19 protein-coding genes and 2 pseudogenes are annotated in these 21774 nt (G+C 64.1%); 15 read left to right on the top strand and 6 right to left on the bottom strand.

What is annotated here, in order from left to right:
- Positions 1-14: 14 nt before the first annotated feature.
- A pseudogene (locus CH249_RS19140) lies at positions 15-314 on the top strand (DUF3703 domain-containing protein).
- A gap of 9 nt (positions 315-323) precedes the next feature.
- Here CH249_RS19140 and ccsB read toward each other — a convergent pair.
- The 3 genes from ccsB to lnt are packed head-to-tail and all read right to left on the bottom strand — an operon-like array spanning position 324 to position 4419.
- Positions 324-1286 carry a c-type cytochrome biogenesis protein CcsB gene (gene ccsB, locus CH249_RS19145; RefSeq protein ID WP_032370894.1) on the bottom strand — a complete coding sequence of 321 codons (963 nt, stop codon included), beginning with the start codon at positions 1284-1286 and terminating at the stop codon, positions 324-326.
- Between the two features lie 4 nt (positions 1287-1290).
- A complete protein-coding gene (locus CH249_RS19150; protein ID WP_032393456.1) occupies positions 1291-2913 on the bottom strand; it encodes a cytochrome c biogenesis protein ResB in 1623 nt (540 codons plus the stop codon).
- Positions 2914-2940: 27 nt separating this feature from the next.
- Positions 2941-4419, bottom strand: coding sequence for an apolipoprotein N-acyltransferase (lnt, locus tag CH249_RS19155; protein WP_094721993.1), 1479 nt, complete (start codon positions 4417-4419; stop codon positions 2941-2943).
- 319 nt (positions 4420-4738) lie between these two features.
- On the opposite strand from lnt, the gene lspA reads away from it, so the two are divergent.
- Positions 4739-5254 (top strand): signal peptidase II, encoded by a 516-nt coding sequence (lspA, locus tag CH249_RS19160; RefSeq protein ID WP_052053813.1) that lies wholly within the window; start codon positions 4739-4741, stop codon positions 5252-5254.
- 205 nt (positions 5255-5459) lie between these two features.
- A complete protein-coding gene (locus CH249_RS19165; protein WP_032370893.1) occupies positions 5460-5873 on the top strand; it encodes a Rieske (2Fe-2S) protein in 414 nt (137 codons plus the stop codon).
- 197 nt (positions 5874-6070) lie between these two features.
- On the opposite strand, the gene CH249_RS19170 is transcribed toward CH249_RS19165, so the two are convergent.
- Positions 6071-6994, bottom strand: a complete 924-nt coding sequence (locus CH249_RS19170; RefSeq protein ID WP_032370892.1) for a cation diffusion facilitator family transporter — start codon at positions 6992-6994, stop codon at positions 6071-6073.
- Positions 6995-7232: 238 nt separating this feature from the next.
- Between CH249_RS19170 and CH249_RS19175 the strand changes: the two genes are divergently transcribed.
- The 8 genes from CH249_RS19175 to CH249_RS19210 all read left to right on the top strand — a co-directional run bounded on the left by CH249_RS19175 (position 7233) and on the right by CH249_RS19210 (position 15760).
- A complete protein-coding gene (locus CH249_RS19175) occupies positions 7233-9272 on the top strand; it encodes a cytochrome c oxidase assembly protein (protein WP_032371001.1) in 2040 nt (679 codons plus the stop codon).
- A 212-nt stretch (positions 9273-9484) separates the two neighbouring features.
- A complete protein-coding gene (locus tag CH249_RS19180; RefSeq protein ID WP_255176020.1) occupies positions 9485-10579 on the top strand; it encodes a M23 family metallopeptidase in 1095 nt (364 codons plus the stop codon).
- Positions 10580-10604: 25 nt separating this feature from the next.
- Entirely contained in the window at positions 10605-10958 is a 354-nt protein-coding gene (locus CH249_RS19185) for a BlaI/MecI/CopY family transcriptional regulator (RefSeq protein WP_032370891.1), read from the top strand.
- Entirely contained in the window at positions 10955-11911 is a 957-nt protein-coding gene (locus CH249_RS19190) for a M56 family metallopeptidase (protein ID WP_032370890.1), read from the top strand. Before CH249_RS19185 ends, CH249_RS19190 begins: the two co-directional genes overlap by 4 nt.
- Before the next feature lie 86 nt (positions 11912-11997).
- The gene (ctaD, locus tag CH249_RS19195) at positions 11998-13770 is read left to right on the top strand and encodes a cytochrome c oxidase subunit I (protein WP_052053812.1); all 1773 of its coding nucleotides are present in this window, start codon (positions 11998-12000) and stop codon (positions 13768-13770) included.
- 94 nt (positions 13771-13864) lie between these two features.
- Complete coding sequence (locus tag CH249_RS19200) at positions 13865-14464, top strand: copper resistance CopC family protein (protein ID WP_032370889.1); 600 nt, start codon at positions 13865-13867, stop codon at positions 14462-14464.
- Positions 14465-14474: 10 nt separating this feature from the next.
- Positions 14475-15437, top strand: a complete 963-nt coding sequence (locus CH249_RS19205; RefSeq protein WP_032370888.1) for a cytochrome c oxidase assembly protein — start codon at positions 14475-14477, stop codon at positions 15435-15437.
- Between the two features lie 32 nt (positions 15438-15469).
- Positions 15470-15760, top strand: a complete 291-nt coding sequence (locus tag CH249_RS19210; protein WP_052053811.1) for a DUF4229 domain-containing protein — start codon at positions 15470-15472, stop codon at positions 15758-15760.
- 72 nt (positions 15761-15832) lie between these two features.
- Here CH249_RS19210 and CH249_RS19215 read toward each other — a convergent pair whose 3' ends face one another.
- Together CH249_RS19215 and CH249_RS28035 are read right to left on the bottom strand one after the other, a co-directional pair.
- Positions 15833-16252, bottom strand: coding sequence for a hypothetical protein (locus CH249_RS19215; RefSeq protein ID WP_094650287.1), 420 nt, complete (start codon positions 16250-16252; stop codon positions 15833-15835).
- Positions 16253-16369: 117 nt separating this feature from the next.
- A complete protein-coding gene (locus tag CH249_RS28035; RefSeq protein ID WP_155288467.1) occupies positions 16370-16546 on the bottom strand; it encodes a hypothetical protein in 177 nt (58 codons plus the stop codon).
- Positions 16547-16633: 87 nt separating this feature from the next.
- Here CH249_RS28035 and CH249_RS19220 point away from each other — a divergent pair.
- From CH249_RS19220 to CH249_RS19235, 4 genes and pseudogenes are all read left to right on the top strand, one after another.
- Positions 16634-16948 (top strand): annotated as a pseudogene (locus CH249_RS19220) (TniB family NTP-binding protein); the annotation flags it as partial.
- A 1655-nt stretch (positions 16949-18603) separates the two neighbouring features.
- Entirely contained in the window at positions 18604-19293 is a 690-nt protein-coding gene (locus tag CH249_RS19225) for a ParA family protein (protein ID WP_032370995.1), read from the top strand.
- Between the two features lie 225 nt (positions 19294-19518).
- Positions 19519-20172, top strand: a complete 654-nt coding sequence (locus tag CH249_RS19230) for a ParB/RepB/Spo0J family partition protein (protein WP_329946442.1) — start codon at positions 19519-19521, stop codon at positions 20170-20172.
- Between the two features lie 320 nt (positions 20173-20492).
- The gene (locus CH249_RS19235) at positions 20493-21668 is read left to right on the top strand and encodes a site-specific integrase (protein WP_068050853.1); all 1176 of its coding nucleotides are present in this window, start codon (positions 20493-20495) and stop codon (positions 21666-21668) included.
- Positions 21669-21774: the final 106 nt, after the last annotated feature.

Here is a 21774-nt window from a genome sequence, read left to right on the forward strand (position 1 = left end):
TCTACGGGATCGACATGACCGCAGCAGCACGGGCATCGACAACAGAGGTGCGCTGGTACCACCTCGAACGAGCACACATCCTCTCGCAGCCCTGTTGACGGTTGCATGCTCGCAACCACGCCGCGATGTTGAAAGCTGCGGCGGTAGAACATGATCGGCGCGAATCCTGGGGCCAGTTGATTCGGATCGTGGTCGCTGCTCCAGGATCGTGGTCGGGGCGATACCCGGCCGGTAACACCGGCCGGGTCGAGGCGGGACTGATGTCGCCGATGCCCATTCCGCAGGACCTTGCGGACGCGCTGGAGGGCACGTAGCGGGAGTCATCAGTTCAGGCCTGCGTAGGAGTGCAGGCCGGAGACGACCATGTTGATGATGAACAGGTTGAACAGCATCGCTACGAATCCGGCGATGTTGATCCATGCTGCGCGGGTGTTGCGCCATCCGCTGGTGGCGCGGGCGTGTAGGTAGGAGGCGTAGACGATCCAGGTGATGAAGGAGACCGTTTCTTTCGGGTCCCAGCCCCAGAATCGGCCCCATGCGGCTTCGGCCCAAATGGCACCGAGGATGACGCCGACGCCGAAGAGTGGAAATGCGAAGATCGTGGTCTTGTACGCCACGATGTCCAGTGTCTGCGCGGAGGGCAGACGGGCGACGATTCGGCTCATTCTGCTCCCCGAGGCCTCGGGATGCTTCATGCGGATCAGGAACAGCGCGCTTGCAACCCCGGAGATCAAGAACACCCCGCTGCCGAGCGAGACGATGGAGACGTGCACCGGCAGCCAGTACGACTGCAGTGCCGGTACCACCGGTGCTGCGTTGGCGTACAGCACGGTGCCGGCGACGAACAGGAGGATCAATGTCGGTACCAGGACGAACAACCACAGGGTGCGCAGTTGCTTGGAGCGCAGCACCACCAGTGCAGCCAGTACACCGGCCGCGCAGGTGACCGAGACGAATTCGTACATGTTGCCCCACGGCGGCCTGCTGGCGGCGATCCCGCGAAGAACGATCGACCCGACATGCAACGTCAGCGCCACCATCACCAGCCCGAGGCCTGTGCGCCCCAGGCGTTCGGACGGAACCCGCCGGGGTGCGTCGGGAATGCGACCGGGTGTCGTCGACGTCGCGGCGATTATTCGCGTGCGCAGTCGCTCCGTGTTGTGCAGTGTCGCCGCACGGGTCGTCGCGAGCTGGCCGAGGAACGCCATCGCGGCGAGGAGATAGACCACGAACGCGGTCTCGAAGCTGATGTCGCTCCAACGGGCGAGGGTGTCGTCGATCGGCATGGTGTTACACCGTTTCTCTGTCGTGGTTCTCGGACAGGCTCTGCGTGTGCGGCCAGATCTTCGACCGGAGGGTCTCGAATTCGGGTCCCCAGCCGGCGTGATCGGTGCGAGCCAGTCCGCCCATGTCCACGCCCGCGCGGCCGTGTTCGGCAGGGTGGATCCGAAACCAGACACGACGGCGGGTGATCACCAGGGAGATCAGTAGTCCGGTCATCATCGTGACCGCGAACACGAGCACCCACCGCTGCGCGGGGTCGTATCCGACCTGGAGGTTCGCGAATTCCTTGGCCCCGTCGAACCGGACGACGGTGCCGTCGGTGAGGGTTGTCGATTCTCCGGGCCGCAGGTTGACTCGGTCCTGCTTGACCAGCCGTCCCTGGTTGATCATCTCCTGGTCCAGGGAGAAGATCGACTGCGGGATGCCGGTGTCGAGACCGGTGTCGCCTTTGTAGATGTCCACTGCCACAGCGGGATCGACCAGTTCCGGGAAGCGGGAGGAGAGCAGGTTTCCGTTGAATTGCGCGGTGGGCGCGAAGAGTCCTTCGATGGCGATCTGCCCTCGGCGGCGTTCGTCGGCGGTGGCGTAGGTCCCCCCGGGTGGGTCGAATCGCAGCGCGCCGCTGCTGAGGAACGTGGTGGCGTCGTCGGGGCGGAACTGCAGGGCTTCGGTGCGGGTCTGGCCGTCGGGGAAGGTGACGGTGAATTCGGGGGCGTAGCCGTGTCCGGTGAGGTAGATGCGTTCGTCGCCGAGCCGGAGGGGTTCGTTGACTTTGAGTTGATAGTCGCGCCAGGTGTCGGCGGCGATGTCGTCGGCGCTCTGGTAGGAGATGTTCGAGGTGAACATCTCGGCCTGACCGTTCTCGAGGTAGTCGGCGGTGAAGTCCTTGACCCGGATACAGAACGGCTCGAGGCCGGTGCCGTCGGTGCTGTTGCCGGCGCGGAAGGAGTCGTAGACGGCGGGAGAGGTGTTGCAGAAACCGGGTCCGTTGTCGGCGATGACGATGACCGAGCCTTCGTAGCCGAACAGTTTGCCGATGGCGATAGCGGCGAGCAGGCCGATCAGCGAGAAGTGGAAGAGCAGGTTTCCGGCCTCGCGGGTGTAGCCCTTCTCGGCCGAGAGGGTCAGTGCCCCATCGGGCTCGGGCCGCACGACGGTACGCCACCCTTTCAAGTGCGGCGCGATGTCGGCGATCACCTTCTCGGGGTCGCCGGCGAGGGTGCCCGAATGATGCAACGGTAGTCGAGTGAGATTTCGGGGTACTCGAACAGGTTGTGCGCGAAGAGCTTTACCGTGCTCGATCAACCGGGGAGTCAGACAGCCGATCAGAGACACGAACAGCAGGACGTAGATCGCGGTGAACCAGGAACTTGCGAACACGTCGAACAATTCCAGTGTGTCCATCACCGGCCCGAGAGCCGGGCGGGCGGCGATGTAGGCATCGACGGCCTGGGTATTGAGATTGCGCTGCGGCAGCAATGCGCCGGGGATTGCTGCGGCGGCGAGGAGGAACAGCAGCACCAGCGCTGTCCGCATCGACGTCAGTTGTCGCCACCGGTTGCGCAGCATCGCCACCGTTCTGCGCACCAGTCCCGGCGAGTGCGCACTGGGGTGTTCGTCGATCGTCATCTCCGCACACCCTTCACCGACCACCATCTAAATACTACGCGACATAGTAGTTTGCGGGTTCGGTGTGGTGGAGCGTGGTCGGCGCAGCAGCGAGAACGCCAGTGCCGCAACAGCGCCGGTAGCGGCAATCCATTCCGGAACGCTGCCGGTGATCGTCGCCGGGGTGAGCGTGGTGCTCAGTGACACCTCGGTGACGACAGCTGCGGGGGTGAACAGCTCCGTGCGCTCGACGACCTCCCCGCGTGCATCGATGACGGCGCTGACGCCGCTGGTGGCCGAAACGACGACGCTGCGCCCGTGTTCGACCGCCCGTACCCGCGACATGGCGAGTTGTTGATAGGTCATGTTCGTCCGACCGAAGGTGGCGTTGTTGGTCGGCACTGCGATCAGCTGGGCACCGGCGCGAACGGAGTCGGTGAGCAATGCGTCGAAGGCGACCTCGTAGCAGGTGGCCACCGCGACGGGCACTCCGGCGAGGTCGACGACGCCGTTGCCCTGACCCGGAACGAAGCGTCCTGCTTGGGCGGCATAGGGAGAGAGTGCGGTGACGATCGTGCGCATCGGCAGGTACTCCCCGAACGGCACCAGTCGACGTTTGTCGTGCCTCTGCCCTGGGCCGGTGACCGGATCCCACACGATCGAAGTGTTCGTGGTGGTGCCGTCGCCCTGGCGTAGCACCGTGCCGACGAGAATGGGCACTCCGACGGCGCGGGCTGCGGCATCGATACCCGCCGCGGCATCGGGATTGCGCAGGGGATCGATGTCGGAGGAGTTCTCCGGCCAGATGACCAGATCGGGTACGCGTACGCGGCCGGAGTCGATGTCGTCGGCGAGCTCGATGGTGCGCTGAACGTGGTTGTCGAGCACTGCTCGACGTTGGGCGTTGAAGTCGAGACCGAGCCGCGGGACGTTGCCTTGCACCAAGGCGACGGTGACCGTGTCCTGCGGCGGCGGAGCGAACAGTGGAGCCACCACCGTGAGCGCCCCTACAACAGTGGCCGCACCCATGCACGACGCTGCTGCAGTTCTGCGGGTGAACCGATCGGAAGCGATGGCACCGGCCAGAGCGGACCCGATCAGCACCACGACGAACGACAACCCCGGCGCGCCGATCAACGCAGCCAGAGGCAGCAGCGGCCCGTCGGATTGACCGAATGCGATGCGGCCCCAGGGGAATCCGCCGAACGGGACACGTGAGCGCGCAGCTTCGATCGCCACCCAGGCGCTCGCCACCCAGACCGGCGCCCACGGCAGTCGCGACATCCGATCCGCTACCGCGCCGAACATCGCCACGAAGAGGGCCTGAACGACAGCCAGCGCCAGCCACGGCACCGACCCGACGTACTCCCCCACCCACGGCAACAGAGGCACGAAGAACGCCGAGCCGGCAACGAAGCCGTAGCCGGCCCCCGCACGCGCCCCTCGCCCGCGCACAGCCAACAGCAGCATTGCAAGTGCTACCGGAGCGAGAAACCACAGATCGATGGGCGGGAACGTGGCGTACATCGCCAGCCCCGAAGTTGCCGCTGCGGTCAGACGTGCCCAGGTTCGGGGCCCTTCACCTCGACTTGTCCGATACAGCCGCCACACTCGACCTCGGTCGACGCAGGACGGTCCGGGCCCGGGTTCGGCATCGGGCATCGCCCTCATGACGAGGGTGCCGCCGCCCTCACGGCGACACGACGCATCGGGTGGCGGAGAAATCGACGGTATTCATCAACTACTATGGTGCATAGTATTTCAAGTGTTGGCAAATCCGGGGTCACCTGCACCGTCTGCGGTGCACCCGGACGTACGCACGGTGTACACCCGAGAACGAGGACCAGTGACCCGCTCCCCCATCGCCACCGCTCGGCTCCGCGCCGCCGCAACCGCCCTTGTCCTGGCTCTGGTCGCTGCCGCTCTACTGGTCGACTACTGGGCGCAGGCGGCGTTGCCCGGCTCGACGATTCCGCTGCGGATACTCGAGCTGCGACTGGCCTTCAATCGCGGAATGGCGTTCAGCCTGGGTGATTCTCTGCCCGTGTGGGTCGTCGTCGCCGTGACGGCGTCGATCACCACCGGGTTGGCGATCTACGGGTGGCGTACCGCGCCTCACGCGGGTCCGGTCACCACGGCAGCGCTGTCGTTGGTCCTCGCCGGTGCACTCTCGAATGTCCTCGACCGGCTCCTCGACGGCGCGGTCACCGATTACTTTCACACCGGTTGGTGGCCGACATTCAACCTCGCCGACATCTACATCACCTGCGGGGTGGTGCTGATGATCGGGGCGGCACTGTTCACGCGAGAGGCCACAAAGATTACCCCTCGGCCCGCAGTGCCCGACAGCGCCGAATCGTGAACTTGCATGAGATACCTCGGTGCTCGAATCGAATGCCCTGCAGTGCAGACACATTCGCGACAGGACAATCATGCTGATTCGCTCGAACAGTGAGAGTGATCGACACCGAAACGGCTCGAAACATAGTCGACCACAACCACCGACAAGCGATCGTCGCCTCTCGCTCACCGAGGCGCACCGAGGCGCACCGAGGGGAACCTGCTGCATGAGCGACAACATCCCGGCGCTACCGCGCCGTATTTTTCTCGCTACGAGCTGCGCTACAGCGTGCCTGGCTGCCGCCGGATGCAGCGTCGGCGAAGCCCCGTCCGGTGAGGACACCGCTTCCGACGGTCCCATCACCTTGTCGGTGAACGATGTTCCTGTCGGCGGTGGAATCGTGCTCGCCGACCGGCAGGTCGTCGTCACCCAACCGGAACCCGGTACCTTCCGTGCCTTCTCGGCTATCTGTTCTCACCAAGGGTGCACAGTGAACCGAGTCCGCAACGGCACGATCGAGTGCCCCTGCCACAACAGTGCCTTCTCGATCACCGACGGGGCGGTCATGCGCAGCCCCGCTACCGAGCCACTGCCGAACCGCGCCGTGACCAGAACCGTAGATACCCTCACAGTCGACTGATCCATCACCGGGCGGCCGAACATGCGAGGTGGACGGGTTCGGGGTGAACGGTGTCGACCGGGCCGATGTGCGGCAATCGAGGACCCACTCTGTGCCCCCACCCGACTGGTGCCGGTTCCGGTACATCGCTGCCGTGTCGACGACAGCACGGCGTGCCGATCTCGCACCGGGTCGAGACCTGCCTACCAGAGACCTGCCTACCAATTGACCTCTCGGCAACGGCCTTCGCCTTCCTGGGGTTCGACCTGCACAGTGGCGTGCTCGAGACCGAACTCGTCGCGGAGAACCTGCTGCGCTGCAGCGAGCACCCGGGGTGTCTCGGCCTCCGGGGCGACCGTCAGATGCGCCGAAGCGACCTCCATCCCCGACGTCAGTGTCCAGATGTGCAGATCGTGTACCTCTTCGACATCGTCGACACCGGTCAGGGCCTTTTCCACGGCGGCGACATCGATGCCCGACGGAGCGTGTTGCAGCAGAATTCGTACGGCATGACGCCCCAGAGTGAATGCACGCGGCAAAACGAACAACCCGATGGCGACCGCGATGACCGGGTCGGCGTACCGCCACCCGAACACGACGGTGACCAGTCCGCTGACGAGCACTCCGATCGAGCCGAGCATGTCCGCCATCACCTCCAGATACGCACCCCGAACATTGAGGCTCTCTTTCGCACCACTACGCAGAAGGAGGAACGCGATCAGGTTCATGGCCAGACCGAGCAGTGCCACCAACATGACCGGAATCCCGGGCACCTCCGGTGGGTTCGTGATGCGTTGCGCGGCTTCGTAGAGAATCCACCCAGCGACACCGAAGAGCAGCACTGCATTGAACAGAGCCGCGAACACTTCGGCTCGATACAGTCCGAACGTGCGGCCGGTCTTGCGAGACTGCCGCTGTGCGAGTGTGATCGCCACGATCGCCATCAAGACCCCGAACACGTCGGTGAACACGTGTGCGGAATCGGACAACAACGCCAGCGACGAGGTGGACAGACCCACTACCACCTGCGTCACCAACGTAACCGCCCCGAGACCGACAGCGATCCACAGTCGCCCGAGGTGCTTACCGGATGCGCTCGCCGGCGATCCCGGCTCTATCCCGTGGCCATGTCCGTGTCCCATCGTGGGTACCCCTTCTCGGCGTGGTTCGATAGCAGGAACACAACATATTGCGATATGCGCATATATGCAAGTGTCGTGTTCGCTGGAAGCTGCTGCCCGCGCGGCCGCACTGCGTCGGCGCAGAACTATGATTCGTAGTAGTTCGATCTCGGTTGCGCGACTCGGTCGCGCAGCCGTGCCGATATTGCCGGCCGACAGTTTTCCCGCCACACATCATCCACGTAAGGGGTGCCGCGTCATGGCCACCGACGACATGGCCACCGAAGCCGCACTCTCGACCCGCGGTCCGGTGAATCGACGCTCCGGTTCGCAGGTGATGCTGCTGTGGGCCGCGATCGCGGCAGTGGTGGCCGCTGCGCTCGCGGCGTTGTCGACGTCGCAGGCGCTGATTCTGCTCGGGCTTCCCGATCCGGGACCGATCACGACCTACGGTATTCCGGCGCTGACCGCGCTCGGAGAGGTAGCCGCGGTCGTGGCGGTGGGGTCGTTGCTTCTCGCAGCGTTCCTCGTTCCTCCCCAAATGTCGGGTGTGCTCGACATCGACGGGTACATCGCCGTCCGCACCGCGGCGAAGGCCTCCGCAGTGTGGGCGGTGTGCGCAGCGGCGTTGGTGCCGCTGACGCTCTCGGACGCGTCGGGTCAACCTGTCGGATCCGTTGCGGCGCAACCGGTGCAGTTCCTCGGTGCGATCGGCGATGTCGAGGCCTCCACTGCATGGGCCATCACCGCCGCGATCGCGGCGATCACCGCCGCAGCATGCGCGGCGGTGTTGCGGCATCGATGGACCCCCGCCTTGTTCGCCCTGTCGATGCTCGCGTTGATCCCGCGCGCGGTCACCGGCCACTCCTCGACCGGCGGCAATCACGACATCGCGACGAACTCGTTGATCCTGCACATCCTCGCCGCCGCACTGTGGGTAGGCGGACTCCTCGCACTTCTCGCTCACGCGCTGCGCGGGGGTGGACACCTTGCCGTCGCGACCCGCCGCTACTCGACGCTCGCTCTGGTTGCGTTCGTGATCATGGCGGTCTCCGGAGTGGTCAACGCTGCCGTGCGAGTACCCGTGACGTCGCTGTGGGATTCGACGTACGGCGCTCTGATACTGGCGAAGATCGCAGCCCTGGCGATCGTGGGGACCCTCGGGTGGATACAGCGACGACGAACGGTCGGCGCTCTGGCTCACGATCCCGAGAACCGCAGATCCCTGATCACGTTGTCGATGATCGAGACCCTCGTTCTCGTCACCACAGTGGGCCTGGCGGTCGCACTCGGTCGCACTCCCCCGCCCCCGCCGCAGGACGCCTCGCTACCTCAGGCGCACGAAGAAGCCTTGGGCTACGTGTTGGACGGCCCGCCCACCGCTGCGCGGTTGGCGTTCGAGTGGCGTTTCGACCTGGTGTTCGGGTCCGCGGCCGTGATCGCGGCTGTTGTGTATCTGGTGGCCGTGCGGCGTCGTCGGCGGGTAGGCCTGCCATGGCGGCGGCGGTGGACCGCGAGCTGGTTGATGGGCACTGCGGTGCTGCTCGTGGCGACCTCGTCCGGGGTCGGGCTCTACAGCCCGGCGATGTTCAGCGTGCACATGGCGGGACTGACCGCGGTCGCCATCGCCGTGCCGCTGCTGTTGGTCCTCGGCCGACCGGCCACCTTGTTCGCCTCGGTCCTGCCGACCGCGCCGGCAGCCGACGCACCGGGCTCGCGCGAATGGCTCCGGGCTGCATGGCACAGCCGAGCAGCCCGGATCGCAATCCACCCGTGGGTCAGCACCACGGTGTTCCTGAGCAGCTTCTACCTGATCTACCCCGGCGGAGTGTTCGACACCGTCGCCGACTCGCATGTGGCACACATGGTGATGAAGGGCTGGTTCCTGACCGTCGGGATGGTGATGTTCTGGGGCACGGTCGGCGAAGACCCGGTACCGAGACCGATCGCGGGACTGACGAAGTTGCTCGCGAGTATCACCGCGTTGGCCGGGTTCGCATTCTTCCTCGTCGTGACGATCGATCTCGAGACCGCGCTCGGAGCGAGCTTCTACAGCGGACTGCGTCTGGATTGGAACGCAGACCTGCTGGCCGACCAGCGGCGCGGCGGCACTCTTGCGTGGGGCATCGGCGAGTTACCGTTGCTCGCTGCCGCGGTTCTCGCCGCGGTCCGGTGGTCGGCGGCCGACGAGAACGCGGCACGACAACGAGACCGCCGAATCGACGATCAAGGTGATACCGAACTCGAGGCGTACAACACCATGCTCGGTGGCCTGTCCTCTCGGCGCGATCACCCCTGATACCCGAAGAATCCGTTCTCGGTCAGAGTCGCCGCAGCCCGGTCGCCGCAGCCCGCGGGATGTCCTCCGAGGACCGTGACCAGCGGTATGAGCGAATCCGGGTCGAAGGGGATGGAAAAACTATGCTCGATAGTAGTAACCTGTGGCCTGACCGTCACCATTTCGTTATCTCGAGCGAGGCCTCGGCCTCGTAGCCACCAAGGATTGTGATCTTGGCCCGACACCGCACACCCGATCCGATCGACGACGACTGCGCAGCGCCGGCGCGCGGCGGCGTGATCTCGATGCCCGTCGGCACCAGGCCGACGGCGCTCACCGATCGCCCCCGTCATCGACGGGCCGAGTTCGCACCCTCACGTTTCGTGACCGAGTCGCCCGCCGATGCCGGGTACTCCGACACTCTGCCGGAGGACGAGCACACGCCCTCGGCGCAGACGCCCGCACCGGATGAAACCGTTCACGCGGTCAGCGACGCCTGGGACACCGCGGCCGCGGACACTACCGCGTCGATGTGGGCGGCGCACGTGGCCGGTCCGGACGAGGCGACGCACGACGACGGGGGCCGCGCCGATGTCCAGGCCGTGTCGCGAACTACTCGCCGCGGACTTCATCGCCGCCGGGTGCCGAAGCCGGGTGGCCGCGCCATCGCTGCGTCGGTCGCGGTCGGTGCCTTTCTTTCCGCGGCAGCGACGGCTCCGAACACCGGGTCGCAGGACAGTGTGGCGCTCAGCGCCGCGAGTATCGATCGACCTCCCGCCGGCGCCCTGCCGCCGAGCCCGGTCGTTGCCTCACCCCCGCAGGTGTTGCAGTTGCCCGATCTCGACGTCGGCCGGTTGGCGCAGCGCATGACCGAACAACTCGCCGAGGGGGGAGTTCGGGCGGCGGAGCGCGCAGCACGCGATGCCGAGGCGCGCCGCCCGCTCTCGGTGGTGCCGGTGTCGGGAACATTGACCTCCAGTTCTGGGCCACGTTGGGGGACAACGCATTACGGACTCGACATCGCCAACACGATCGGGACGCCGATCGTATCGGTGACCGACGGCGAGGTCATCGAAGCAGGGCCGGCGCAAGGGTTCGGCCTGTGGGTGCGTATTCGTCAGGACGACGGCACGATCGGGGTGTACGGCCACATAGACCAGGCGCTCGTCACCGCCGGTCAACGCGTGAAAGCCGGCGAGCTCATTGCTACGGTAGGCAACCGAGGCCAATCCACCGGACCCCACCTGCATTACGAAGTGTGGCAACCCGACGGTGCCAAGTCCGACCCGGCGGCGTGGCTGTCGGCACGCGGAGTCGATATCACCTGACACGACAAGGAAAGAAGAACTGGCGATGAAAAGGCTCGGTGATCTCGAAGCGGAGGTGATGAACGTGCTCTGGGAATGCGATCGACCGCAGTCGGTCCACGACCTGCGCGAGCGCATGGCCGGCAGAAACCCCGCCTACACCACGATCCTGACCGTCGTGACCCATCTCCACGAGAAGGGGTGGGTCGAGCGGACCAAGCAGTCACGCGCGTACCTGTACTCCCCGGTGCAGTCGCGCGCGGAGGCCACCTCGCAAGCGCTGCGCGAAATCCTCGACACCAGCACCGACTCGGCCGCCGTCCTGATGCATTTCGCGAAAACCGTCACCGACGACGAGCTCGACGCTCTGCGGGGGAACCTGCCGGACGTGAACCGGTGATCGTCGCGCTGGCGTTGCTCCTCGCGGCGATCATCGCGGCCGTCGCCCTGCCGCAGCCGTTGACCTCTCTCACCCGCACCGTGAGCCCCACTCTCGCCTTGACCGCATGGATCGGCAGCATCGCCGGGGTGCTGTTTCTCGTGGGATCCGCGGTGACCGTGTTGCTCTGGCCCGGCCATGCGCCCGCCGAGGGCATGGTCGAACTTGCCGTCCGCTGCCTGGGATCGCTGCAACACGCGGCGCAGCCGTGGATCGGTGAAGCTGTAGCCGGGGCATCGGTCGTCCTCGCGGCGTCGGCGTCGGCGCGCGTCCTGCGCTCGACTCGCCGTCAGCTTCGAGCCCGGTCCAAAGTCCGCGACTATCACCGCGATGTCATCGCCGTCGTCGCGCGCACGGACCCCGGACCCGAACCGATCATGTGGCTCGACCACCCGCTCCCGCTGGCCTACAGCATCGACGGTCGCCCGGGCTACGTCGTGGCCACCGAAGGCCTGCTCGCCCATCTCGATCCCGATCAGCAGCGAGCTGTGATCGCACACGAACGTGCCCACCTGCGCGGGCGACACCACCGCATCGTCAACATCTGCGAGATCCTGGCCAAAGCACTTCCTCGCGTTCCTCTGTTCGCCGCAGCACCTGCAGCGGTGCGGGTTCTGGTCGAGGTCGCCGCGGACCGGTCCGCGGCCGCGGTCACCAGCGCCGACACTGTGCGTTCGGCCTTGTCGACGGTCTCGCAGGCGCATTCAGCGCGTCCACTGTGGGCGTTGGGCCTGATCGGGGAATCGACCGCCGAGCGGTTGCACCACCTCGACACGAGCGCGCACACGCCGAGCCGAACCGGGGCAGGCGCGTACGCTGCCGCCGCCGTGCTGCCGCTCGTGGTGCCGGCCGCCATGGCAATCCTCCTTCTCAGTGCGGTCTCCGCCGCAGCGTGCGCGGTTCTGCTGACTTGAACCACCCCTAAATACTATGCAGCATAGTATTTGAGTTAGGCTGTCGGACGCGTCCTGTAATTCGCGTGCGATTCGAAGGTGGTTCCATGACGGCGCTGACATCTCCTCCGGCTGCGCCGGCGGTTCGCCCCTATCCTCCCCGCGGGGCCCGCAAGGGGTCGTTCCTGCACACGATGGTCACCACCACCGATCCGAAGGTCATCGGGCTGATGTATCTGGTGACCTCGTTCGGGTTCTTTCTCGTCGGTGGCCTGATGGCGTTGATCATGCGCTCCGAGCTCGCCGTTCCGGGAATGCAGTTCCTCTCCAACGAGCAGTACAACCAGCTGTTCACCATGCACGGCACGATCATGCTGCTGCTCTACGCCACCCCGATCGTCTTCGGCTTCGGCAACTACATCCTGCCGCTGCAGATCGGCGCACCCGATGTCGCCTTCCCCCGGCTCAATGCCTTCAGCTACTGGCTGTACCTGTTCGGCGCGCTGGTCACCACCGCAGGGTTCATCAGCCCCGGCGGTGCCGCAGATTTCGGCTGGACCGCGTATACCCCGTTGAGCAGCGCCGTCTACTCCCCCGGTATCGGATCCGACCTGTGGATCGTGGGCTTGCTCGTCGCGGGCCTGGGCACCATCCTGGGCGGGGTCAACATGGTCACCACCGTGGTGTGCCTGCGCGCTCCGGGAATGACGATGTTCCGGCTACCGATCTTCACCTGGAACATTCTGGTGACCTCGATTCTGATCCTGCTGGCGTTCCCACTGCTGACCGCGGCGTTGATGGGCCTGCTCGCCGACCGTAAACTCGGCACCCACATCTTCGATCCCGCCAACGGCGGGGCGTTGCTCTGGCAGCACCTGTTCTGGTTCTTCGGGCACCCCGAGGTCTACATCATCGCGCTACCGTTCTTCGGAATCGTCTCGGAGATCTTCCCGGTCTTCTCCCGCAAACCCATCTTCGGGTACAAGGGGCTGATCTACGCCACCGTCGGCATCGCCGCCTTGTCCATCGCGGTGTGGGCGCACCACATGTATGCCACCGGTGCCGTGCTGCTGCCGTTCTTCTCGTTCATGACCTTCCTCATCGCCGTGCCGACCGGGGTGAAGATCTTCAACTGGATCGGCACCATGTGGCGCGGCCAGGTCACCCTCGAATCCCCCATGCTCTTCTCCATCGGATTCCTCGTCACGTTCGTCTTCGGCGGGTTGTCCGGGGTGCTGCTGGCGAGCCCGCCCATCGATTTCAACGTCACCGACACCTATTTCGTCGTCGCGCACTTCCACTACGTCGTGTTCGGAACGGTCGTGTTCGCGACCTATGCGGGCATCTACTTCTGGTTCCCGAAGATGACCGGCCGCATGCTCGACGAACGACTGGGCAAGTGGCACTTCTGGATGACGTTCCTCGGATTCCACGCCACCTTCCTCGTTCAGCACTGGCTCGGAGCGCAAGGAATGCCGCGCCGCTACGCCGACTATCTCCCGTCCGATGGATTCACCACCCTCAACCAGGTCTCGACCGTGGGATCGTTCGTTCTCGGAGCCTCGACGCTGCCGTTCATCTGGAACGTCTTCAAGAGCTACCGCTACGGCGAAGTGGTCACCGTCGACGACCCCTGGGGGTTCGGTAACTCCCTCGAGTGGGCGACCAGTTGCCCACCACCGCGGCACAACTTCACCGAGATGCCCCGAATCCGCTCCGAGCGGCCGGCGTTCGAGCTTCACTATCCGCACATGGTCGAACGCATCCGCGCCGAGCAGCACGTCGGTGGCCCGCACTCGGATTCGATCGCGCCCTCGGAAGTGATCACCGAAGCCATCGCCGGCCGTGAGCGATCCGATCCGCCGGACCCGGTGAAATAACCATCGTCGCAGAAGTGACCCACCGCTAAACCGCCCTCCCTACTACTATGTCCCGTAGTTGTTGGGTCGGGCTCGATACAGAGGAGTACCCCACGTGAAACGTCTGATGCTGATCGCTGTGATGATCTGCGGGACAGCATTGTTCGCTGCAGCGCCGGCGTCGGCGCACAGCGAACTGGTCAGCTCCGACCCGCCCGCCGATGCCACCCTGGAGTTCGCGCCGATCGGTGTCGGTCTGGTGTTCAACCAGGACATCAACGAATCGTTCGCAACCATCAGCGTCGTGGGTCCTGGCGACACTCAGTGGGCACAGGGAACGGCCACGGTCGAGGGCCCCGACGTATCGGTCCTGCTCGAGGACGGACTCCCCAACGGGCAGTACACCGTCGGCTACCGTGTCACCTCCGCGGACGGGCACCCGATCACCGGGTCGTACGGTTTCTCCGTCGACGTTGCGGCGACCGCCACCCCTCAGGACGCCGCTGCACAGCAATCGCAGGGCGGTGCGACCTCGACCTCGCCGACTCCTGTTACCACGGCTACGCAGCCCTACGATCCCAACAATCCCTCCGCCAGCGAAGACCGGCCACCGAAACAGAACACCATGATGCTGCTCTCCATCGTGGGCCTGACTGTCCTCGGTCTCGCTGCCATCGCCCTGACGTTGGTGATCCGAGGCAAGGACAAGCAATGACAGGGTCCCGATGAACATCGCCGCAGTAACTCCCCCGGAAGGCCCGCCGACGCTGGCAGCGTTGCTGAGCTTCGATGTACCGCCGCTCCCGATCCTGCCGATCGCCGGCATCGTCATGGCCGGGCTGTACTGCTGGGGGCTCTACCGGGTCCGCGGTCGAGGTATCGCGTGGTCACGGTGGCGGAGTGCGAGTTTTCTGCTCGGCTGCGCGGCGCTGGTCCTGGTGACCGGACTGCAGGTCGAACGCTACGGTTACAGCCTGTTCAGCGTCTTCATGTTCCAGCATCTGACGTTGTCGATGACCATCCCACCGTTGTTGGTGGTGGGTTCGCCCGGACGACTTTTGTTGCGTGCCACCGCTCATCACGGAACCGGGCGGTGGGTACTGATCGCGGCGCTGACGGGGTTGCGTAGCCGCGCCGGGCGCATCGCGCTTCACCCCGGGCTGACGATTCCGTTGTTCCTCTTCAGCTATTACGGTCTGTATCTGTCGTCGATCTTCGATGTTCTCGCCGTCAGCGAGATCGGGCACGTATCGATGGAGATCTTCTTCTTCGCCAGCGGGCTGCTGTTCATCATCCCTGTGCTCGCCGTCGGCCCCCTCCCTGTTCGGCAGAGCAATCTGGGCCGTATGTTCGACCTGTTCGTCGAGATGCCGCTGCATGTGTTCTTCGGTGTCATCCTGATGATGTCGAGCACCCCCATGCTCGCCACGTTCGCCTCCCCTCCCCCGCAGTGGGGTGTCGATCCGATAGCTGATCAGAAACTCGCCGGGGCGCTGGCATGGTCCTACGGTGAGCCGGTGGCCCTGCTGGTGGTGCTCATCTTCTGCATTCGATGGAACCGAGACGAAAAAGAGGAATCGGCCGTCGCGGATCGCCACGCCGAAGAAGACGGATACAGCGAACTGAACGCCTACAACGATTTCCTCAAGCAGATCGGCACCGAAACCCGGCCCCGCACCCTACGGTGACGCCCGCACAACTACGCACGACAGGACGGCCGATGCCACTGATCCGCACACCCGCAACCCCCCAGGGGCAGCTCGTCTTTCATGTGCTGGCCTACAACGGCGTACGGCTGATACTCGTGTGCGTCGCTGCAGGCGTGATCTTGGCCGTCGACGCGCTGACGACCCTCGACATTCCCTTCGTATTGGTACTACTCGCCGCACTTGCCGCAAGCCTGCCGCTGTCGGCACTGACTCTGAGGAAACGTCGCCGAACCATCAACGCGGACATCGAAGCTGTCGATCGCGCGCGCTCGATCAAGAAGCGAGGTCCCGCGGCGGGATGACCCCGTAGCAGAACTCTCTGACGCCGGCGTACGCATTCACGGCATGGCCGTATCGTTCTTGTCGATCACTGTTCACCCGACCCACTCGATGTGTGGTTGCGCTTCTGGTTTCGGCGCGCCATCGAGCAGTTCGAGGGTGCGTTGCAACAGATTCTCGATCCGATGCTCGAGATCATCGGTTATGTCGGACACATCGGCCAGATCGGTGTGGGCACGGCGGCGGGCATCGATACCGATTCGGTAGTAGTCCGAGTCCAGTGCAGCTGCAACGGGTTGCGGCGGCGAGCCGGTCATGTCCGCTTCCAGCGCGCGATCACCGAGGAGCAGCGACCGAGGCGGTCGTGGGTCGTGTCGAGGCGGCTGCCCAGTGCGATGGGCATCGACGATCCATCCGACCCCTGCCGGGGACATCGACTGTGCGGGGAACGGCATGTGGCCCCACCGGTCGATCGGCACGGCGACGGGACCTGGGTGCACCGACCATCTGGTCATGTCGGGAAAAGCGTTCGCCTGCAAGTGCTCTGAGAAGAACCTGGCCTTCCCGCTGCCCCCAACAGTACGGCATGAAGCGCATTACAGTACACCCGAAATCGGTTATCTCACTGACTATTACGCGACCGATACCTGGATACCGGCGAGGGTGGCGCGCACCATCTCGTGGCCACACGGGGTGTCGTGGCCGAGCCCGCGGTGGGACGAGAGGGCCTCACCTGGCAGTGGCTGCGGATGCAGCGGCCACGGGCGAACGTACGCATCATCGGGCATCGCCGCGAGCCGCGCGTTCACGCGAGGTGGCGCTCGAACTGGCGGCGCCGCTCGGTGGGACCGAGGTACAGAGTGCGCGTGAGCACCGATGAGGTGATCGCTACGGTCATCGACCATCTGGAGACGTTGCTGTCGTGGCCGGACCGACAGCGTATGCCGAACCTACTGTTGCTCGGTCCGACGAACAACGACAAGTCGATGATCATCGAAAAGTTCCGGCGCACTCATCCGCCGATCAGCTTGTCCGACCGCGAGCAGATACCGGTGTTGTGCATGCAGATGCCCCCGGACCCGTCACCCGGCCGGTTCTACCTCGCACTGCTCACAGCGTTGGGAACACCGACCAGGCCCCGCAATCGGGTCCACGAACTCGAACAGCAAGCATTGATGCTGCTCCGCGCCACCGGCGTGAAGATGTTCGTTCGTCCAGACCCTGACACACCTTCATCCGTTCCCTCCTACGAAGCGCTTCTCCTTAGAGGACACAGAGCCTGGACCATTGGTGCCAGCCCACGATTCGACTCACCTGTTGCCCCAATCCCATAGGAGCGCGATTATGTTCGCTCCATCGATGTCAGGATGCAGCCTTGCCAGCGTCGCACTCGGCCTGAGCGAGGCATAGCACTGAAGCCTGCCTCGAAGGGCGCGCTCGAACGGCAACACGAAGAGAGCTCGACGCAAGGGTGCAGCTCTGTACCACTCCAAGGTCAAATTCAATCTTTACCGCGGTAAAGGTCGCCAAGATATGGAACGGGTCACCCGGACTCCAGGCTCTGCAGGCCCCGGTCCCCCAGCGCATCAAGCGCATCCACGATTTAACTCAAGCAAATGCACTCAACAGGAAGTTCCCCAGCACACGCCAGCCTCGTTAAAGCGGATTCGATTGAATATTGTCTATCAAAGGCCCGCCGCCACCTTCGGCCGGCCTTCGAATGCGCACCGCCAAAGAACCCGGAACTTCGACTGCAAATCGGCCAGATCCCGACGCTTGTGGGTGCGACGCTTTTCGTCACAGTGACGAAATTGGGTGGGGTGCGACATCCTGCCCCCCGGTCTTACTTCGGCGCGAACTATCGCGATTCACCCTACGTAAATCCGCCGCAAGGCGTTGCCGGCCAAACCAAGGTCCTACGAGATGGCTGAAACTAACTGCCGACAAGAAATGAAACTCAAGGCCTCACTGGAGCCCACATCACCCCACCACCCACTCGCATTTACTGAATCATCACCTTGCGGTGAGAGATCAGCCTTTACCGCGGTAAAGACGCGACAACGCCAAGGCTCAGGACCTAGCGCCTTGACAGTCCGCCGGAATTGGGCGAAACGACCAAACTGGGCCTGCCCGAAAACCCTAACGAAAACTGTTGCACCCTCACTACGATATCGGCCGGCCGATTGCATCAGAAGAGCCTGGTCGCGCATGATTGCAGTGCACTGCAACAGCAAGCAACTAGCGCGTACTTCGAAGTGCAACGACTGTTGCAGAACCAACGCCAGGTCGCGCCCAGAAATCTTAGTACGACGCGCCTCAGCGGGCCTTAAAGACATCCGACGGGCGTGGTGCCGGCACTTCGTGTATCACCATACCTAGCAAGCCTCCCGACTAACTGCTGTCGACCAGCGAACCAGCCAACGTTGGGGACGGCTGCCGTCCGCAGCCCTGCTCGCTGCTTCAATGACACAGTCCTCGCACGAATCTGCAACGGTGTAGCTCCCACACCCTCGGGTCAGAAGTCTGAATACCAGTAGTTGATGGTGCGACAGGCGGACTTAAGCACTGCCCACCTTCACTGATTTGACGTCTACCGCGGTAAAGATTTAGCCGGTAAGTACCACAGCGCGTGGACGAGCCAGTGAGCGCCGAGGTCCAGCGGGGGAGTCTGCCATCGGATCACAGACATGACCCGGCGAGTCGAAGCTACAACCGAACACTCTGGAGGCATAGTGATGTACATTTCGAGGGCGCAAGCAACTCCAGCGCTGCGCGTTCTCGCGGATCTTTACCGCGGTAAAGATCATCGCCAGAACACCACACCGAAGTAGCCGCACCGCGGTGAAGCAAACGGAAGGTGGGCTCAATGCCCGTACACGTAATAATCAGCCAAAAGGGCGGAGTGGGGAAGAGTACCCTCACGATGAACCTGGCGGCAGTCAAGAATGACGTCTTGACTCGCTCCGGAGCCAAGCAGAGCGAATCGCCAGTACTGGCAGCTTCGATCGACCCTCAGGGCTCGGCAGTGTGGTGGGCCGAAAGAGTGCAGGACCTTCCCTTCCGGGTCACTCAGATCGACGACCCGGAAATGCTCCGCCATCTGCCAAACCTGGATGGAATCAAACACGTTTACGTCGATACGCCGGGCTGGATCGGCGATCGTCCTGGGGCTGTAGATAACGGCACTTCAGGACAAGCGCTCGACACTGTACTTTCGGTGACCGATCTCGCGATCGTCCCGATCGTCCCGGAGCCACTCAGCTTCGACCCGACGGCCCGCACAATCTCCAAAGTGCTTGAGCCGAAGGGAATCCCATTCATTGTCGTCATCAACAACTGGGATCCAAGAGACGGCCGAGTCGACCTGGAACAGACCGAAGCATTCGTCCAAGCGCAAGGTTGGCCACTCGCCAACACCGTTGTTCGGCACTACAAGGTGCACAGTCGAGCCGCAGCTCAGGGGCAAGTGGTTACCGAGTACCCGCCAAATCGGGCATCGCTGCAGGCACGTGAGGACTTCCAACGCTTGTGCCTTGAGCTGGAAGTAGGTAAGTAAATGGCAACATCACAGAAGTCCCGGGGCGGTCGGGTCGATTTTTCTAGTCTGGTTGGTTCAGTGGGGGACAAGTCGCCCGTGGATGCATCCATCCCTGTGGATGGCCAATTTAGACCAGATGTGCCTCTGTCCGAACTAGTGGCCAACCCTCGGAATCCGCGCTCAGCGGTCGGGGATCTCGCCGATCTGGCTACAATCGCGGAGCGGCAGCTTCAACCTGGGACAGTGGTTACGAGCGCACGGTGGCTCGAACTTTGGCCAGAGGACGTCGCCAGAATCGGTTCCGCACGTTGGGTTGTGGTCAACGGCTGCCGAAGGCTTGCTGCGAGCGAGAAGTATGGCCGCAAGGGAATGGATGTGGTCGTTCAGGACAGCCTTGCAACATCCAAAGAGGCCATCCTGTGGGCATCAATAGTCGAAAACCTGGACCGGCAAGACTTCGACGTTGTCGAAGAGGCAGAAGCTGTCAACCTTCTTGTTACTGAACTCGGAAGCGCCACCAAGGCCGCTCAAAAATTGGGGCGATCAGAAGGCTGGATCTCGCAGCGGCGCGCATTGCTCAAGCTAGAGCCTGAGTTGCGGGAGAAACTACGTTCAGGCGATCTCGCGATCCGAGACGCTCGGGCGCTGGCGCAGATTCCGTCTGCGGAGCAGGTCGCTGAGTGGTCTTCACGCCAGCAGAACCCACCATCGCCGAAAGCAAACGAGAAGAAACCACGCCGACCCTCCGATGCTGACAAGCAGATCGCATCACGCAGCGCCGCAATCCGGGCGCTGATGAAGCTGAAAAGCGATCCCCACTCTGTGGCAGTCGCGATCAGGGAAGCGCTCAACGAGGAGGACATACGTGAGCTGGTGAAGACGCTTCGAGGCATCTGACACAGCTCATCCAACCAAGAAGGCCTCGGCGGAAAGCACATCCGCCGAGGCCTTGCTGCTGAGCCTCCGATTCGGACCAGTGGGGAAGTGGAGCGGAGGCTTAAGCCCAGGTAGCCGGTCTGTGTCAGAAGCGCGACCCACCACTTCGCCAGCTCTGATCGGTCGCCAATGGCACTCTTGCAGATAGAGCTTCCTACTCACCCTTACTTATTCAGATTAGACCAACGTAAATTGCATTTTCCGCACCATCGGTGCCAAAGTGCCAGTTCAGCACAGTTTTGCTCTGCAGACATGTCGGTGACCTGCGTTAGGCTGCTCCTATGGACTCTCGACCAGGTCGTGCACCGTCGGTAACTACGGGCGTGGGCATTCCTGCAGGTGTTGGGTCAGTGGCGGTCGAGCCGGAGATCCCGCCGGCCGTCGCGAAGCGGATCGCGAGCGCCGTGCAGTCTTCCCGGTCCGAGGGAACGCGCAAGACGTATGCGGCCGCGTGGAGACGCTTCACTAAGTGGTGCGAGGCGAATGGTCACGTGACGTTGCCGGCTCACCCGATCACCGTCGCTGCCTACCTCGTCGACGCCGCCGACACCCGCACCGAATCAGGGGAGCGGGCCTACGCCGTCGCCACCTTCGGCACCTGGACCGCGGCGATCAACCATCAGCACCGCACCACCGGGCATCTGTCCCCGTCGGCCCATGAGCTCGTCACCGCGACCCTGTCGGGCATACGGCGCGAGTACGCCGCAGCGGGGGACCGGCCCCGCACACCGCGAGACCCGTTGCTGGTCGACGACATCAAACTCCTCGTCAGAACCGCCCGAGAGCGGTGCCGGGGTTGGGCCGACGAGGTGCTGGAACGCCGGGATTCCGCGATCCTGCTGCTCGGGTTCGCCGGCGCGTTCCGACGCAGCGAGCTATCGGAGCTCGCGTGTGGGGACGTCAGTGTGCACCGGCATGACGGTCTCCACGTACGAATGCGGAAGTCGAAGACGGATCAAGAAGGCAGGGGAGCGGTGAAAGCGCTCCCCTACACCGGGTCCCACGAAACCTGCCCACCCTGCGCCTACGTCCGCTGGGCACAAGTCGTCGCCGCATTCGATGCTGGGGGCAGGGCTTCGGTGATCCGGCTCCTACGCAAACGCGAGTCGTTCGCAGGACATGTTTGCCGTGGGGGAGTACCTCGCACCGCAGCCCGCGCTCCGTTGTTCCGCGCAATCGCCAAGAACGGAAACCTTGGCAATACTCCGCTGTCCGGAGCGGCGATTCACCGGACCATCCGCCGACGCGCCGAGCACGCCGGCTACGACGCAACCGCACTCACCAAACTAGGCGGACACTCGCTCCGTGCCGGCTTCGTCACTCAAGGCACCCGCAACGGTGCAGACGGCTCCGCCATCGCCCGACAGACCGGCCACGCCAGCCTCGACTCGGTCGAGGTCTACCGCCGCGAACATGCACCTCTTGTCGGGAACGCCGTTGCTGACATCGGGCTCTAGAACAGAAACTAGGCGGAATTGCGTCCGATGCAACTGCGTTACACCGCATAAGCTGATGCGACCTGGACGTTGACCGCGGTGTCATCCTATCCGTTGCCGGCCCTCC

It is taken from the genome of Rhodococcus sp. 05-2255-3B1, from assembly GCF_002258545.1.
Taxonomy (GTDB): Bacteria; Actinomycetota; Actinomycetes; order Mycobacteriales; family Mycobacteriaceae; genus Rhodococcoides.

Excerpts from the sequence above, each read along its gene's own strand:
- CH249_RS19205 (WP_032370888.1), top strand. The coding sequence starts at position 14,475 with ATGAACATCGCCGCAGTAACTCCCCCGGAAGGCCCGCCGACGCTGGCA.
- ctaD (WP_052053812.1), top strand. The coding sequence starts at position 11,998 with ATGACGGCGCTGACATCTCCTCCGGCTGCGCCGGCGGTTCGCCCCTAT.
- CH249_RS19175 (WP_032371001.1), top strand. The coding sequence starts at position 7,233 with ATGGCCACCGACGACATGGCCACCGAAGCCGCACTCTCGACCCGCGGT.
- CH249_RS19225 (WP_032370995.1), top strand. The coding sequence starts at position 18,604 with ATGCCCGTACACGTAATAATCAGCCAAAAGGGCGGAGTGGGGAAGAGT.
- CH249_RS19185 (WP_032370891.1), top strand. The coding sequence starts at position 10,605 with ATGAAAAGGCTCGGTGATCTCGAAGCGGAGGTGATGAACGTGCTCTGG.
- ccsB (WP_032370894.1), bottom strand. The coding sequence starts at position 1,286 with ATGCCGATCGACGACACCCTCGCCCGTTGGAGCGACATCAGCTTCGAG.
- CH249_RS19235 (WP_068050853.1), top strand. The coding sequence starts at position 20,493 with ATGGACTCTCGACCAGGTCGTGCACCGTCGGTAACTACGGGCGTGGGC.
- CH249_RS19150 (WP_032393456.1), bottom strand. The coding sequence starts at position 2,913 with ATGACGATCGACGAACACCCCAGTGCGCACTCGCCGGGACTGGTGCGC.
- CH249_RS19170 (WP_032370892.1), bottom strand. The coding sequence starts at position 6,994 with ATGGGACACGGACATGGCCACGGGATAGAGCCGGGATCGCCGGCGAGC.
- CH249_RS19165 (WP_032370893.1), top strand. The coding sequence starts at position 5,460 with ATGAGCGACAACATCCCGGCGCTACCGCGCCGTATTTTTCTCGCTACG.
- CH249_RS19215 (WP_094650287.1), bottom strand. The coding sequence starts at position 16,252 with ATGACCAGATGGTCGGTGCACCCAGGTCCCGTCGCCGTGCCGATCGAC.
- CH249_RS19210 (WP_052053811.1), top strand. The coding sequence starts at position 15,470 with ATGCCACTGATCCGCACACCCGCAACCCCCCAGGGGCAGCTCGTCTTT.
- lnt (WP_094721993.1), bottom strand. The coding sequence starts at position 4,419 with ATGTACGCCACGTTCCCGCCCATCGATCTGTGGTTTCTCGCTCCGGTA.